A 14,300-nucleotide genomic window follows, 5' to 3' on the forward strand; every position below is an offset into this window, starting at 1 on the left:
CGGGGCCTGCGGCGCCCCGGGCCCCTCCGGCGGGACGACATCCCCTCATTCGGGGGCAAGGGTGCCGCCGGGTGCGGCGACGTGCTTGGATCGGTCGTCGTGACAGGTGGCGACCCGCGACAGGTGATCGAGGCGGTCTGGCGGATCGAGTCCGCCCGGGTGATCGCGGGGCTGGCCCGTGTGGTCGGCGACGTCGGGCTCGCGGAGGAGCTGGCGCAGGACGCCCTGGTCCTCGCTCTGGAGCGGTGGCCGGAGTCCGGCGTGCCGGACAATCCCGGCGCGTGGCTCATGCAGACCGCCAAACACCGCGCGATCGACCTGCTGCGCCGTAGGACCCGGTACGACCAGAAGCTCGTGGAGCTCGGCCGGGACATGGAGACCCGCCAGGAGGCGGCCGAGGCCGAGCTGGACGACGCGCTCGACGACCACATCGGCGACGACCTGCTGCGCCTGCTCTTCACGGCCTGCCATCCCGTCCTCTCGACCGAGGGGCGGCTGGCGCTCACCCTCCGGCTGCTCGGCGGCCTGACGACCGCGGAGATCGCACGGGCCTTCCTCGTACCGGAGCCGACCGTCGGCCAGCGGATCTCGCGCGCCAAGCGCACCCTCGCCGAGCGGCGGGTGCGGATCGAGATGCCCGCGCCGGGCGCGCTGGCCGAGCGGCTCGCGTCGGTGCTGGAGGTCGTCTACCTCATCTTCAACGAGGGCTACTCGGCGACGGCGGGCGCCGACTGGATGCGTACGTCGCTCTGCGAGGAGGCGCTGCGCCTGGGCCGCCTCCTGGCGGGCCTCATGCCGGACGAGGCCGAGGTGCACGGCCTCGTCGCCCTGATGGAGATCCAGGCCTCCCGTGCCGCCGCGCGGACCGGCCCGGACGGCGCGGCCGTCACGCTGCTCGACCAGGACCGGCGGCTGTGGGACCGGCTGCTGATCCGCCGCGGGCTGGACGCGCTCGGCCGTGCCGAGGCGCTCGGCAGGCTCGGGCCGTACGGGCTGCAGGCGGCGATCGCGGCCTGCCACGCCCGCGCGGTGTCGGCCCGGGACACCGACTGGGAGCGGATCTCCGCGCTCTATCTGCTGCTCGCCCACGTCGCCCCCTCGCCCGTCGTCGAGCTGAACCGCGCGGTCGCGGTGAGCATGGCGTACGGCCCGGCCGACGGCCTGGAGATCGTGGACCGCCTGGTGACGGAACGCGCGCTCGCGAACTACCCGCAGCTCCCGGCCGTACGGGGGGACCTGCTGGAGCGGCTCGGCCGGCTCGGCGAGGCGGGTGAGGAGTTCGAGCGCGCCGCGGCGATCACCCGCAACGAACGGGAGCGTGCTCTCTTCACCGCTCGCCTGGCCGCCGTACGGGGAGCCCACGCCGGCGGGCCGGACCGCGCCGATCCGTGACCGCCCGGCGCGTGGGAGCCGTGGGAACGCTGTAGGGACGGGCTGTGAGAACGCTGTAGGGACGGGCTGTGGGGCGCCGCGGTCGTGCCGCCGAGCCCCGGGCGCCGCGGGGCCGGAAGGGCTCCACGTCAGCGGGACGGGGCGAGGACGCGGTCGTCCCACGCGATCCGGTAGTCGTGCATCCAGGACAGCGCGTTCTTCTCGGCCACCTTGCGCATGATCGTCGGCAGCACGAGGTCGCGGGCGAACGCGCCGACGATCCCTGGCGCCTTGCCGCTCCCGTTGCGCTTGCCCTGGGCGACGATGCGCTCGACCCGCTCCCGGCGCAGCCCCTCGAAGGCGGCGAACGCGCGGGGGAGGCCGGGGACGTCGCGCAGGCACTTGGCCAGCACCACCGCGTCCTCCATGGCCATCGACGCGCCCTGACCGGACGACGGCGAGGTCGCGTGCGCGGCGTCGCCGACGATCACCATGCGCTCGTTGAACCACTTCGGCACGGTCGGGAAGTCGTAGGTGTTCCAGCCGCTGATGATGTGCTCGGTGGCGCCGATGATGTCGAGCATCGGGCCGACGTCGTCGCGGAACAGCGACGTCAGCCGGGCCCGCCACTGCGTCGGGGTGATCGCCGCGAGCTCCTCCCGGGTCGGCTCCTTCCGGCTCGGCGGGTTGGCGAACCACCACACCTCGCCGTCCGGGTGGACCAGATAGCCGAAGAAGCACTTCTTGCCGAAGATGAAGTGGTTGGTCCCCGGCTCGCCCGGGACGGTGACGCCACGCGCGAAACCGCCCGTGTTCAGCAGCCCGACGTGCCGGGCGCGCGGCGCGCCGGGGTCGATGATCGTGCGGGTGCGCGACCGCAGCCCGTCGGCGCCGATGAGCAGATCGCCCTCGGCCGTGCTCCCGTCGGAGAAGACCGCGCGCACGCCGTCCCGGCCGATCAGCGCGTCGTCGAGCCGCTTGCCGTAGTGGATGCGCACGCCGCGCCGTACGGCCTCGTCGCGGAGCGACCGGTAGAGGTCGGCGCGCTTCAGCGTGCGGCCGGGCTGGGTGAAGGTGGCGAGCTCCTTGCCGCGCCCGTTGAGCATCCGCATGCGCGACGAGTCCATGCCGAGGCCGCAGACCAGGTCGTCCAGGCCGAGGACGCGCAGGGCCGCGAGCCCGTTGGACGCGAGGGTGAGGAACGCGCCGACGCCGTCCGAGCTTCGGTCGTACGCCTCGAAGACGTCGCTGTCGATGCCCGCCTGCCGCAGCGCCATGGCCGTGACCGGGCCCGCGATGCCTCCGCCGATGATCAGTGCTCTAGTCATAATTTAACTATACATAACATAACTAGCGCGCGCTAGAGCGATACGATGTCCGGCATGTCGACGAGGCGGTCTCCCCTGGCCATGGCGCTGCTCACCCTGGTCTGCGAAGAGCCGATGCACGCGTACCGGATGCAGCAATTGATCAAGGAGCGGCACAAGGACGACGTGGTCAACGTCGCGCAGCGGAACAGCGTGTACCAGACCATCGACCGCCTGCTCCGGGCCGGGCTCATCGCCGTACGGGAGACGTCGCGCGAGGAGAACCGCCCGGAACGGACCGTCTACGAGCCCACGGAGGCGGGCCGGGAAACCCTGCGGGAGTGGATGCGGACCATGCTCTCCACACCCGCGCGCGAGTTCCCCGAGTTCCCCGCCGCGCTCGCCTTCCTGCCCGTGCTCCCGCCGGACGAGGTCGAGGCCGCGCTGCGCGACCGCATCGCCGCCCTTGAGGGGCGGCTCTCCGCGCTGGACGCGGAGATGAAGGAGTCCGCGACGTTCCTGATCCGGGTCTTCATGGTGGAGTCCGAGTACCAGCGCTGCGTGGTCGCGGCCGAGCTGGACTATGTGCGCGGGCTCGCCGACGACCTGCGCGCCGGCCGGCTCGACTGGGATTTCCGCCTTTAGGGCCCGGAACTCACGGCGAGCCGCGAAGTGGCTCGCCGGACTCGGGGGACCGGCCGTCACCCGGCCGGGGGCGTGCCCGCTGATCCGTTATTGGCCTGTGACGGGCCTCACTTATGTTGGCGTCAAGCGGTGTGAACGAACCTGTAAGGGAAATGGGCGGGCCGGTGCAGGAACAGGAGAACTCCCCGGACGGATCCGACGGCGCACCCGGGTCCGGCGTGCGGTCACGCCGGCGGGTCCTTCTCATGTGGCTGCCGTTCGTCGTCGTCGGCGCCTTCGCGGTGGCGTTCCTGGCCACCGTCCTTCCTTCCGAAAGCAAGGTGGCCGACGACTGGGCGCCCCGCCCCTTCGATCCGCCCATCCGGTACGCGTACGTCGGGCAGGGGTCGGCATGTGACATCTCCGCGAGCGCGAACGACGAAGAAGAGGAGGAGGAGAAGGACGGCGCGGAACCGGCCGTGTGCGCGGACTGGCACCTGCGGAGCGAGTTCAAGGAGAGCGAGGGACGGCAGGAACTCGGGCTGCCCTACGGCGGCGGGTGCGACGACGACGGGGCCTGCTGGGCCGACATCGAGCTGTACGACGCGGTGAGTGAGGCGCGGACGGTCGGCGCCGCCCGGCGCGCGATGCCGCTCCTGATCGGCGCGGACGGTCACCGCATCGCGTATTTCAGCAAGACGCGCGGGCGGTTCGTGGCGTGGGATCTGCGCGGCGCGGTGATCCACGACCTGTCTCCGAAAATGGACGGGCAGGCACTCGCGGATTTCAACGGCCTGCGCATGTCGCCGGACGGACGCCATCTCGCCCTCGCCTCCAGCGCGGTGAACGGAAGCCAGCGTCCCGGGATCCTTCTCACCGATACGTCCTCGGGCCGGACGTCCACGATCGAGGGATTCTGCCATGTCATCGGGATGAGCCGGGACGCGTCGTCCATCGCCGTCCGGCGCTCATGCGCCGATCCTTGGGAGGACGACACGGAGGAGGATCTCGTCACCCTGATCGACGGACAGGGGAAGGTCCTCGGCGAATGGAAGAGCGACGGCCGCGTCGGCGACCTTTCGCCCGACGGCCGGTCGGTCACCGAGATCGTGGACGAGGACGGGATCGGAAAGGACTTCCTCGTCCTTCACGACGCCCGCACCGGAGAGGTCGTCGACAAGCACCGGCTGGACCTGCTGTCGGAGGAGAACGTCCCCCGGGGATTCGGCTGGCTCGACGACGGCCACTACGTGATCAAGGCCGAGACCCCGGAGGAGTCCGATTCCTTCGGCTTCTACTCCGTAGACGTGCGCACCGGGAAGTCCCACCGCGTTCGCGACCTCCCGCTCAACCCTCCCGGGTGGCGTCCCTGGAACGAGATGTCCGTCGGGAGGCCGGAGGGCGGCGGCTGACCGCCCCACGGCACCCCTGCCGGGAGGGGCGGTCCGCCCGGCCCGGACGGGTCAGCTCCAGGTCATGTTGATCTCACGCTCGAAGTTGACGTATCCGGCGCGCTCGAACGCCCGCGCCATCGGGACGTTGCCGATGTCCGTCGACGCCCGGATCCGGGGGACGTCCTGCGCCGCGAGGACGCGGGTGCCCTCGGCGAGGATGTCGTCGATGTAGCCCCTTCCGCGATACGCGGGAAGCACGCCGATGTACGCGATGATCGGGTTGTAGTCGTTCCGGGCCGGGATCACGAACCCGACCGGATCGCCGTCGGGGGTCGTCGCCGTCCGCCACCACTCCCGCGGGCTCCGGTAGCGCGCCATCTCGTCGTCGTACTGCGCGGCCGCCGCCTGCGCCGGGGTCATCGTGGCGAGATCGGCGTGGCTGTGCGCGTCGAGCGTGCCCTCCAGGACGAGGGTCATCAGCTCGACGAGTTCGTCGCGCCCGCGTACGGGCCGGAACCGCAGCCTGCCGCTCGGCTCCGGGATCGGCGTCCCGGGCCGCCACTCCAGGCGCAGCCGCTCGACGAGCAGCCGGGCGCCGGTCGCTTCGAGCACGGCCATACGATCCTCGACGGCCTGCCTCGCGGTCGCGTCGTCACGCCAGCCGGGCGGGACGAACCGGCTGTATTCGATCGGCTGGGCACCGGGCGGGACGACGGCGGCCGTGGCGGTCTCCAGCAGCCGGGCGCCCAGCTCGCGGCGCTCGGATTCGGGCAGGGTGTCGTCGAGGTCGAAGACGTCGAGCATGTACGGCGGCTCGCCCTCGCCCCGGGCCCACCAGGCGAGCCTGGCGACGAGGCGGTCGCCGCGCAGGGCCATCCACATCCACTCGGGCCGGCGGCGACCGGAGTGGAGGTCGTCGGCCAGCTCGTGGTCGAAGGCGTACGACAGGCGGGTGAAAAGGGGGAGTTCCTCACGCCCGGTGATCGGGCGGATGGTCAGGTCGTTCTGGGGCATGGCACTTTCCTTCGATGAGGTGTGCCAGGTCGCTCCCGGGTCAGCGCGCGGCCGTGCCCAGGGAAGGAACCGGCACGATGGTCATGGCACGCATCGGCTTATCCCTCCTCTCGTGGGTGTGCCGGCCGCGGTCGGCCGGATCCGGCGTCTGTTCTATCTGACTGGTTTCGAGGCCGGCAAACCGTTTTCCACCGGTGCGTCCGGACCGGACGTCAGGCGAACGTCAGGGCCGGGTAGGCGAAGAGCATCACGCAGCCGAAGCCGAGCTTGAGCACCGCGTCGACGACCCCGAAGACGGGGGTGGGCGTGGCGCGCGCCAGGCGCAGTCCGATGAGCGCGTTGATCGCCGTGAGGACGCCCAGAGTCGTGATCAGGGGGCCGTGGGCGAGGCCCATCGGCAGGAAGTGCAGGCCGACCACGAACAGGATGCTGAGGATCTGCGTGCGCTCGTCCGCGTCCTTGGTCGTCGTGATGGCCAGATAGATCAGGCCCATCTCGATGACGAACGAGCCGACCAGCCCGGCGATCTGCGCGAACGACGGGCTGCCGAGACTGGGCAGCAGCGCGCTGAGTCCGCTCGCCGTGAACCCCGCGATGAATCCGCCGATCATGAACTGGAGCCAGTATTTGTTGAACGTCCAGCTCCCCAGGAAACCCAGGCCGACGAAGATGAGGAAGAGACCGCCTCCCCTGATCAGCGGATACGGATGGTCCGCGACGGCTACCGCGATCGTCGGCATGTCAGCCCTAACTTCCTGAAGGGTAAAGGGCTCACATTAATGTAAAAGTTGATCAAGCGCGCCGGCCGCCGGGGATCGCCGGTGGGCGAGGGGCTGTCCGGCGAGAGCCCCCGACCGCATCAGAAGCGGCACGACCTGGTCGCGCACGCCGTCACCGCGGCCGGAACGCGCGGCGGCACGTCCGGGCCGGAGGGCGTCACCGGGCCCGCGCGGCGGCGGCCTCCCGGGCGTCGAGAAGCTCCTCCCAGTGCTCCTCGGCCCAGGCGCAGGCGGCGGCCATCGGTTCGAGGAGGCTGCGGCCGAGCGGGGTGAGCTCGTACTCGACCCGCCGGATCGGCCCGGAATGCTCGACGCGGACGACCATGCCGTCCCGTTCGAGGGCGCGCAGCGACTGGGTGAGCACCTTGGCGGTGACGCCGCGCAGGGGTATCCGCAGCTCCGAGAACCGTCGCGGCCCGTGCTCAAGGCAGCGGATGACCATGCCCGCCCACTTGTCGCCGAACCGGATCGGCGTGAGATCCGAGGGGCAGACCGGATCGAACATGTCGGGATCGAGGGGCTCTCTCACGGAAGCCACGCTAGCCGGTATCCGGGAGGTAACCACCTCTCCGGATAGCGTCCGCGAAAGCGGCCGGAGACAGGATCCGGCCTCCGGTGAACGAGGTGATTCGGATGGGCAAAATCATTGTTTTCGGTGCAGGAGGAAGGGCCGGTCGGGCCGCCGTCCAGGAGGCCCGCCGACGTGGCCACCACGTCACCGCCGTCGTCCGCGATCCGGCCAAGTACGACCCGGCCGCGTACGACGACCCGGCCGCGTACGGCCCGGGGAGCTCCGGCGACCGGACGGGCGGCGTGACGCTGGTCGCGGGCGACGTCACCGACGTGGACGGCATCGCGCGGCTCGCCGCCGGGCACGACGCGGCCGTCAACGCCGCCGCCGACCTGGCCGCGCCGCCCGACGTCTTCTTCCCCGCCGCCGCCCGCGCCCTGCTCGACGGCCTGGCCGGGGCCGGGGTGGAGCGGCTGCTGGCGGTCGGTCTCGCCTCCGTCCTGGAGACCGCCTCCGGCGTGCCGTTGATGGACACGCCCGGCTATCCGCAGGAGTACCGCGCCTTCTGCCTGGGGCACCGCGCGGGGACGGACGCGCTGCGGTCCGCCGACACGCCGGTGGACTGGCTGGTGGTCAGCCCGGCCGGCGACTTCGACCACGGTGGCGGGCGCACCGGACGTTATCGCCTCGCTCCGGCGGACATGGACAGTCGCATCTCGTACGCCGACTTCGCGATCGCGCTGCTCGACGAGATCGACAGCCCGAGGCACCGCCGTACGCACCTGGGCGTCGAACAGGGGTGAAAACTCTCGCCCCACCCCGGCGACCCGGGTCTGCGGGATCCGGCGGATACACGATCAGGCCGTTCCCGCGTGTCCCTTCCGTGCGGCTCCCTTCCGTGCGGCACGGCCGTCGCGACCCGCGGCGCGACCGGCCAGAATGAGCGGATGGCCATACGCGTTTTGATCGCCGACGACCAGGAGATGGTGCGGCGCGGCCTGCGGCGCATCCTGGAGAGCCAGCCGGACATCACCGTCGTCTGCGAGGCCGCCGACGGGATGAGCGCGGTGGAGATGGCCCGGCGGTTCCAGCCGGACGTGGCGCTGGTCGACATCCGCATGCCCAGGATGGACGGGCTGGAGGTGACCCGCCTGCTCGCCGGTCCCGAGGCGGCGTCCCCGGTCAAGGTGGTCGTCGTGACGACGTTCGACCTCGACGAGTACGTCTATCCGGCGTTGCGGCACGGCGCGTCCGGTTTCCTGCTCAAGCGGTCGGGGCCCACGCTCCTCATCGAGGCGATCCGGGCGGCGATGGCGGGGGACAGCCTGATCAGCCCCTCCATCACCGTACGGCTGTTGAAGCACGTCACCGGGTCGGGGCCGCGGCACAGCCCGCTTCCCGAGCCGCTGACCGAGCGCGAGATCGAGATCGCCGGCCAGGTGGCCGAGGGCAAGACCAACGCCGACATCGCCGGCGAGCTGTTCATCTCGCCCGGAACGGTGAAGACCCACGTCGCGAGCATCCAGCGCAAGCTCGGCGTGCGGAACCGGGTCGGCATCGCCGTACGCGCCTGGGAGATGGGGTACGCCCGCGGCCGGTGACCCGCTCGTGCCGGGGGTGCGGCGAGCGCTGCGTACGCTCGGTCCATGATGCGTGGACGGCCCGGCGGGAACGCGCTCCCTTCGGGGAACGGAGGACGTGCGAGAAGGATCAGGTTCCGCGACGTCCTGTACGCCGTGGTCGTGGCGATGGTGCCGCTCCCGGCCGTCTTCGCTCCTCCGGGCGCGCTCGTCGTCGTCTTCCCGGCGACCCTCGCCGCGGCCGTCGCGCTGACCCGCTGGCCGTACCGGGGGATCGGCCTGGCCACGGCGGCGAGCGTCGTCGCCGCGGTCTCCTTCGCCGCCGCCTTCCTCTACCAGGGACAGCACCAGTTCGTCGGGGTGTGGCTGCCCGTCGAGTTCGGGGCGCTGCTGCTTCTCCTCGGACGGGTGATCCGGCGGTCGCCGCGCCTGCCGGCGGCGCTGGTCGCGACGTCGCTGGCCCTCGCGTCGGTGGTGGAGCTGCCCCTGAGGCTGACGCTCCGGATGCCCCACCCCTCGCTGGAGACGTCGGTCATCGCGTGCCTACTGGCGTTCTTCCCCATGGCCTGCGTGGCGGGCGTCGCGCTGTACCTCAGATCCCAGGACGACCGGCGGGTACGCGCGGTGGCGCGGGCCAAGCGCGCGCAGCGGCTCGACGTGGCCCGCGACCTGCACGACTTCGTCGCGCACGAGGTCACCGGCATCGTTCTGGAGGCCCAGGCCGCGCAGTTCGGCGACCTCGACGCGGAGCAGGCGCGCGCCCTCGCCGCACGTGTCGAGGAGGCCGGGCTGCGGGCGCTCGCGTCGATGGACCACATGGTCGGTGCGCTGCGCGATCCGGACGAGCGGGCGAGCGCGGAGCCGCCGCCGACCCGCATGTACGGCCTGGCCGACCTGCCGGACCTCGTCGGCCGCTTCTCCGCCACCGGAGGGATCCCCGCCGAGATCCACATGCCCGGCGACGAGACCGGCGCCGCGGACGGCGGGGCGCGCGGCGGCGGCGTCCCGGCGGACGTGCTGCCGCGCGAGATCGAGAGCACCGCCTACGCCGTGGTCCTCGAAGCGCTGACCAACGTACGGCGGCACGCGTCCTCGGCGACCCGGGTCGTGGTCTCGGTCGCCCGCGTCGCCGGCCCCGCACTGGAGGTGTCCGTCGTGGACGACGGCGGCCGGGGCCGTCTCGGGCGGAGGAAGGCGACGTCCGGCGCCGGCCCCTCCGACGGCGGGGGCGGGCCGGACGGTGCGGAGGGCCGCCCGTACGGCCTCTCGGGGAGCGGACGGACGGGCGGGGGCACCGGCCTGATCGGCCTGGCCGAGCGGGTCGAGGCGATCGGGGGCGTCCTCGACACCGGCCGCCACGGGCGGGGATGGAAGGTCACGGCGGTCCTGCCGGTCCCGCGGAGTGCCCAGGACAGGATCTACGCGAGATCCTGAGCCGCGGCACCGGCGGAGACCGGGGCGCGAGATCGCAGGGGAGTGCGTCCGGGCGGAGAAGAGGCCGTGTCGCGGGCGGGTCGGGGATGGCGGAGGTACCGCGCACCCGAGGGACGCGCTGCAACGGCTCGGGCCACGCGTACGCCGAACCGGTCACCCGATATCTGCCGAACGGCAGATGCCGTGTCCGCCCGGGAAGACCGATTCTGCTCCGGACGCCCTTTGGATCCGGAGGACCTGATGATGACGCGGAAGACGGCCATGTCCGTCCTTATCGTTCTCGCGGCCGCGACGGCCCTCGCCGGCTGCGCGGACGCGTCGAAGGCGACGCCGCAGTCCACGACCTTCACGTTCAGCGGCACGACGCTGGACGTGCGAGCGCACGAGGTCCCCACGGACCTGGTGGCGGCGGACAGGGACGACATCAAGGTCACCCTGTGGTTCGACGCGAGGGGAACCAACCCGACGTCGAGCTGGTCCCTCGCTGGGAAGACGCTCAACCTGCGGGCCGGGTGCAACGGATGGGCGGACTGCGCCGCCAAGTTCCGCGTGGAGGTGCCGCGCCACGTCAGGGTGCTGCGCGACGGACGCAAGACGAAGCTCGTCGGTACGGCTTCGCCCGGCAAGAGCGGCACGCCCTCCCCGGCCGCGAGCGGCACGCCGTAGGCGCAGGGGCCCGCCATGAGGACGGCCGTCGTGAGGACGGCCGCCATGAGCGGCCGGCACCAGAACGGCCGCCATGAGCGGCCGGCACCAGAACGGCCGGCATGGGACGGGCCGGACATCGGCCGAGAACGATCAGCGGAAGGCAGCGAGGCGCGCGCACCCGGACGGGAAACCGGGCCCGGCGCCGGAACATCATGAACCGAACACCATCTCAGGCGACGGCGGAGAAGCCGACCCTCGAACTGAAGCACGTCACCAAGGTCTACAAGGGAGGGAAACGGGCCGTGGACGCGGTGTCCCTGCGTCTCGGCGCGGGACTGCTCGGCCTCCTCGGCCCGAACGGGGCGGGGAAGTCGTCACTCATGCGGATCGCGGCGACGGTCACCCGCCCGACCAGTGGAAACGTCCTGTTCGACGGACAGGACGTGGTGTCCAGACCCGATGCGCTGCGTGAGGTGCTCGGCTATCTGCCGCAGGACTTCGGCGTCTATCCCCACCTGTCCGCCAGGGAGTTCCTCTCCTACCTCGCGGCGGTGAAAGGGTTGTCGGCCCGCACGGCCCGTCGTCGCATCGGCGAGCTGCTCGAACTCGTCAACCTGACCGAGGCGGGCCGCAGGCCGCTGGGCAAGTACTCGGGCGGCATGTTGCGCCGGGTCGGCATCGCCCAGGCGCTGCTCGCCGACCCCCGGGTGCTGATCGTGGACGAGCCGACCGCCGGGCTGGACCCCGAGGAGCGGGTACGGTTCCGCACCATGCTCAGCGACCTGGCGGAGGACCGGGTGGTGCTGCTGTCGACGCACATCGTGTCCGACATCGAGTCGGTCGCGTCCGACATCGCGATCGTGGCGCGGGGCCGGCTGCTACGGCGCGGCACTCCGGAGGAGCTCCTGCGCGAGGTGGACGGCCAGGTGTGGGAGACCGTCGTCGCCCCTTCCGACGTCGCCGCGATGCGGGAGCGGTACGTGATCAGCCGGACGGTCCGCGCGGCGGGCGGCGTCCGCCTCCGGCTCCTGTCCGCCACGCCGCCGGGAGGCGACGCCGTACGGATGACGCCCGACCTGGAGGACGTCTATCTCGCCGTCGTCAACGGATCCGCCGTACGGCTCGGCGGAGGCCGGGACGATGCGGGCGCGGGTGGCCGTGGCGGTTCCTGGGCGGGCGATGCCGGAGCGGGCCGTCGCGACGGGGCCGGGGGAGGCGTCGGCGGTGCGTTCACGGGCGCTGCTCCGCCGGCTCGTCCCGGCGACCTCGGCGGTGCGTTCATGCGTGGTGCTCCGTCGGCTCGTCGCGGCGACCTCGGCGGGCACGGAGCGGTCCGATGAGCGCCCGAGTTCCGGTCGCGCTCGCCGTCGCCGACTTCCGCGAGCGGGTACGGCGTCCCGCGTACGCGGTGACCCTGCTGGCGGCGGTGGGCCTGGCCTGCCTCGCCGTGCCGAGCGCCGGCTCCCGCTGGGTGATCATCGACGTCGGGGGCCATCGCGGCGTCTACACCAGCGCCTGGATCGGGACGGCCACCGCGCTCGCCGGCGCCCTGTGGCTGACGACCGGCGGGTTCTACGTCGTACGCGACGCGATCGCCCGCGACGAGCGCACCCGCGTGGGCCAGCTCCTCGCCGCCACGGCGCTGCGCACGCCGACCTACCTGCTGGGGAAGTTCCTCAGCAACTTCCTGGTGCTGGCGTCGATGGCGGGCGTCCTCGCCGTGACGGCCCCGCTCATGCAGCTCGCGCGGGGAGAGTCCGCCGCCGTCGATCCGGTGGCGCTGCTGCTGCCGTTCGCGGTGATGACGCTGCCCCTGCTGGCGTTGACGGCGGCGGCCGCGGTGTTGTTCGAGACCATCCCCCTGCTGCGGGGCGGCGTGGGGAACGTCGTCTGGTTCGGCGTCTCCATGGCCCTCCTGCTGGCCGGGCAGGGCCGGAACGCCCCTCTCGGCGGCTTCGGGGTGCAGCAGGCGGCCGAGTCGATGCGCGCCGCCATGGCGGCGCAGGGGATCGGCCTGCGGGACCGCGAATTCAGCCTCGGCCTGACCTTCGTGAACAGGCCGCTGCGCACCTTCCGATGGGACGGGTTCGTCCCCGACAGCGCGTTCATGGGCGGGCGGCTGGTGCTCGTCCTGGCGGCGATCGCCGTCGTGCTGCTGCCCGCCCTGTGGTTCGGCCGGTTCGACCCCGCGCGCCGTCTCCTGAAAGAGCCGGCCGCTGAGTCGGCCGCTGAGCCGGCCCCTGAGCCGGTCCGTCAGCCCGGCGGACGGGGTGTTCAGGGGCCCGGTGGCGAGGGTCCGGCCGGAGCGTGGAACACCGGGCGGACGGCTCTGTCGGATGTCTCGGACGCGGCCCCGGGAAGCGCCTGGTCCGGGACGGCTCGGACGGGCGTCCTCGGGGTCCTGGGCGACGGTTCGGGGAGTGCGCGGCGGAGGCGGGTGTTCCCCTTCCGGAGACTCCTCGTGGGTGAGCTGCGCATTCTCGTCCAGGGGGTCTCGCACTGGTGGTGGATCGCGGCCGCCGCCGTGGTCGTGGCCGGATTCGTGACGCCGGACCCCACGACCCTGCTGCCGCTCGCCTGGATCTGGCCGGTCCTGATCTGGTCCCGGCTCGGGACGCAGCGGGTCGAGCACGGCCTGGACGGGCTCCTGGGCGCCTGTCCCACGCCGTCGCGCGGTCTGCTCGCCGAGTGGGCGGCCGGGGTCGTGCTCACGGCCGTGACCGGGCTCGCGCCCCTGGTGCGGATGGCGATCGCCGCCGACTGGCCCGGTATGGGGGCCTGGGCGGGAGGCGCGCTCCTGGTGCCGTCGCTGGCGTTGGCGCTCGGCGTGGCCTGCCGTGCGCACCGGGTCTTCCAGGTCGTCTACCTGGGGATGTGGTACCTGGCCGTCAACGGGGTGGCGACGATCGACTACATGGGCGTGGTCCGTTCGGACGGGCTGCCCGCGGGGCCGCCGCCGTTCGCCGTCGCCGGTCTCGCCCTGGCCCTGGTCGGCGCCGCCCTCGCGGTCCGTACGGCACGGCACGCGACGCGCTGAGAGCCCGCCCGGAGTCGGGGCGCGTTTCATGAGGGACGACTGGGGCACCCTCCGGGAAGCCAGGTGATCTGGCTCCCACCTGGTCGCACCAGATGTCCGGAATGTAACGTTATGTAGCACTGGGGGGACGCTATGCATAAGATCATCTGCGTCGCGGTGCTCGCCGCGATGGCCACGTTCGGGACGACCGGGGCCGGACACGCGATGGACGGCGTGACCGGCGGGGGCACCGCAGGCACCGGGGGCGTCGGGGGCGTCGAGGGCAAGGAACAGGTCAGCCGCGCTCAATACCGGATCCTGCTCAACCAGTGCAGGTACGCCGCCACGAAGGCCGCCCGGCGGGAGTGCCGCGCGGAGGTCCGGCGGACCTACACCATCGGGGCCACGAACCCCGACCTCGACTGCCGGACGTACTCCAGCGTCACCGTGTGCGGCAAGCTCACGCTCAGCCCCGGGCAGAAGCGGTGCGTACGGGAGTCAGTGCGGGGCGGCCTCACCTACCGGCGCGCGGAGGTGGAGTGCTACGCCTTCTACAAGAGCTACAAGCGCTTCAAGGGATACAGCTTCAAGGGACACGGGGGCCGCGACTGACCCGGCCCGG

At 72.2% G+C, this 14,300-nt stretch carries 14 protein-coding genes; 10 read left to right on the forward strand and 4 right to left on the reverse strand.

Features of this window, described 5'->3' with window-relative positions:
- The first annotated feature begins 81 nt into the window (after positions 1–81).
- The gene (locus AWQ70_RS23690) at positions 82–1,392 is read left to right on the forward strand and encodes an RNA polymerase sigma factor (RefSeq protein ID WP_245647119.1); all 1,311 of its coding nucleotides are present in this window, start codon (positions 82–84) and stop codon (positions 1,390–1,392) included.
- Positions 1,393–1,520: 128 nt separating this feature from the next.
- Here AWQ70_RS23690 and AWQ70_RS23695 read toward each other — a convergent pair whose 3' ends face one another.
- Positions 1,521–2,699: an FAD-dependent oxidoreductase gene (locus tag AWQ70_RS23695; protein WP_067179795.1), complete on the reverse strand. Its 1,179-nt coding sequence runs from the start codon at positions 2,697–2,699 to the stop codon at positions 1,521–1,523.
- 54 nt (positions 2,700–2,753) lie between these two features.
- Here AWQ70_RS23695 and AWQ70_RS23700 point away from each other — a divergent pair, with 54 nt between their 5' ends.
- Positions 2,754–3,323 carry a PadR family transcriptional regulator gene (locus AWQ70_RS23700; RefSeq protein WP_245647120.1) on the forward strand — a complete coding sequence of 190 codons (570 nt, stop codon included), beginning with the start codon at positions 2,754–2,756 and terminating at the stop codon, positions 3,321–3,323.
- 131 nt (positions 3,324–3,454) lie between these two features.
- Positions 3,455–4,714: a hypothetical protein gene (locus tag AWQ70_RS23705; RefSeq protein WP_157530307.1), complete on the forward strand. Its 1,260-nt coding sequence runs from the start codon at positions 3,455–3,457 to the stop codon at positions 4,712–4,714.
- Between the two features lie 51 nt (positions 4,715–4,765).
- Here the strand turns inward: AWQ70_RS23705 and AWQ70_RS23710 are convergent, their stop codons facing one another.
- The 3 genes from AWQ70_RS23710 to AWQ70_RS23720 all read right to left on the reverse strand — a co-directional run bounded on the left by AWQ70_RS23710 (position 4,766) and on the right by AWQ70_RS23720 (position 7,018).
- Positions 4,766–5,710, reverse strand: a complete 945-nt coding sequence (locus AWQ70_RS23710) for a GNAT family N-acetyltransferase (RefSeq protein ID WP_067179803.1) — start codon at positions 5,708–5,710, stop codon at positions 4,766–4,768.
- A gap of 212 nt (positions 5,711–5,922) precedes the next feature.
- Positions 5,923–6,450: a DUF6609 family protein gene (locus AWQ70_RS23715; protein WP_067179806.1), complete on the reverse strand. Its 528-nt coding sequence runs from the start codon at positions 6,448–6,450 to the stop codon at positions 5,923–5,925.
- A gap of 196 nt (positions 6,451–6,646) precedes the next feature.
- Complete coding sequence (locus AWQ70_RS23720) at positions 6,647–7,018, reverse strand: winged helix-turn-helix transcriptional regulator (RefSeq protein ID WP_084517712.1); 372 nt, start codon at positions 7,016–7,018, stop codon at positions 6,647–6,649.
- Positions 7,019–7,122: 104 nt separating this feature from the next.
- Between AWQ70_RS23720 and AWQ70_RS23725 the strand changes: the two genes are divergently transcribed.
- The 7 genes from AWQ70_RS23725 (at position 7,123) to AWQ70_RS23755 (ending at position 14,290) form a co-directional block, all read left to right on the forward strand.
- Entirely contained in the window at positions 7,123–7,803 is a 681-nt protein-coding gene (locus tag AWQ70_RS23725; protein ID WP_067180013.1) for an NAD(P)-dependent oxidoreductase, read from the forward strand.
- Between the two features lie 144 nt (positions 7,804–7,947).
- Positions 7,948–8,601 carry a response regulator gene (locus AWQ70_RS23730; protein WP_067180016.1) on the forward strand — a complete coding sequence of 218 codons (654 nt, stop codon included), beginning with the start codon at positions 7,948–7,950 and terminating at the stop codon, positions 8,599–8,601.
- 45 nt (positions 8,602–8,646) lie between these two features.
- On the forward strand, positions 8,647–10,014 hold the full coding sequence (locus AWQ70_RS23735; protein WP_218004630.1) for a sensor histidine kinase: 1,368 nt from the start codon (positions 8,647–8,649) through the stop codon (positions 10,012–10,014).
- A 261-nt stretch (positions 10,015–10,275) separates the two neighbouring features.
- On the forward strand, positions 10,276–10,680 hold the full coding sequence (locus AWQ70_RS23740; protein WP_218004631.1) for a hypothetical protein: 405 nt from the start codon (positions 10,276–10,278) through the stop codon (positions 10,678–10,680).
- A gap of 194 nt (positions 10,681–10,874) precedes the next feature.
- Positions 10,875–12,002: an ATP-binding cassette domain-containing protein gene (locus AWQ70_RS23745; RefSeq protein WP_084517714.1), complete on the forward strand. Its 1,128-nt coding sequence runs from the start codon at positions 10,875–10,877 to the stop codon at positions 12,000–12,002.
- The gene (locus AWQ70_RS23750) at positions 11,999–13,699 is read left to right on the forward strand and encodes a hypothetical protein (RefSeq protein WP_067179813.1); all 1,701 of its coding nucleotides are present in this window, start codon (positions 11,999–12,001) and stop codon (positions 13,697–13,699) included. Before AWQ70_RS23745 ends, AWQ70_RS23750 begins: the two co-directional genes overlap by 4 nt.
- Before the next feature lie 132 nt (positions 13,700–13,831).
- Positions 13,832–14,290, forward strand: a complete 459-nt coding sequence (locus AWQ70_RS23755) for a hypothetical protein (protein WP_067179815.1) — start codon at positions 13,832–13,834, stop codon at positions 14,288–14,290.
- Positions 14,291–14,300: the final 10 nt, after the last annotated feature.

This window comes from Microtetraspora niveoalba (assembly GCF_001570405.1).
GTDB classification, from domain to species: Bacteria; Actinomycetota; Actinomycetes; order Streptosporangiales; family Streptosporangiaceae; genus Microtetraspora; species Microtetraspora niveoalba.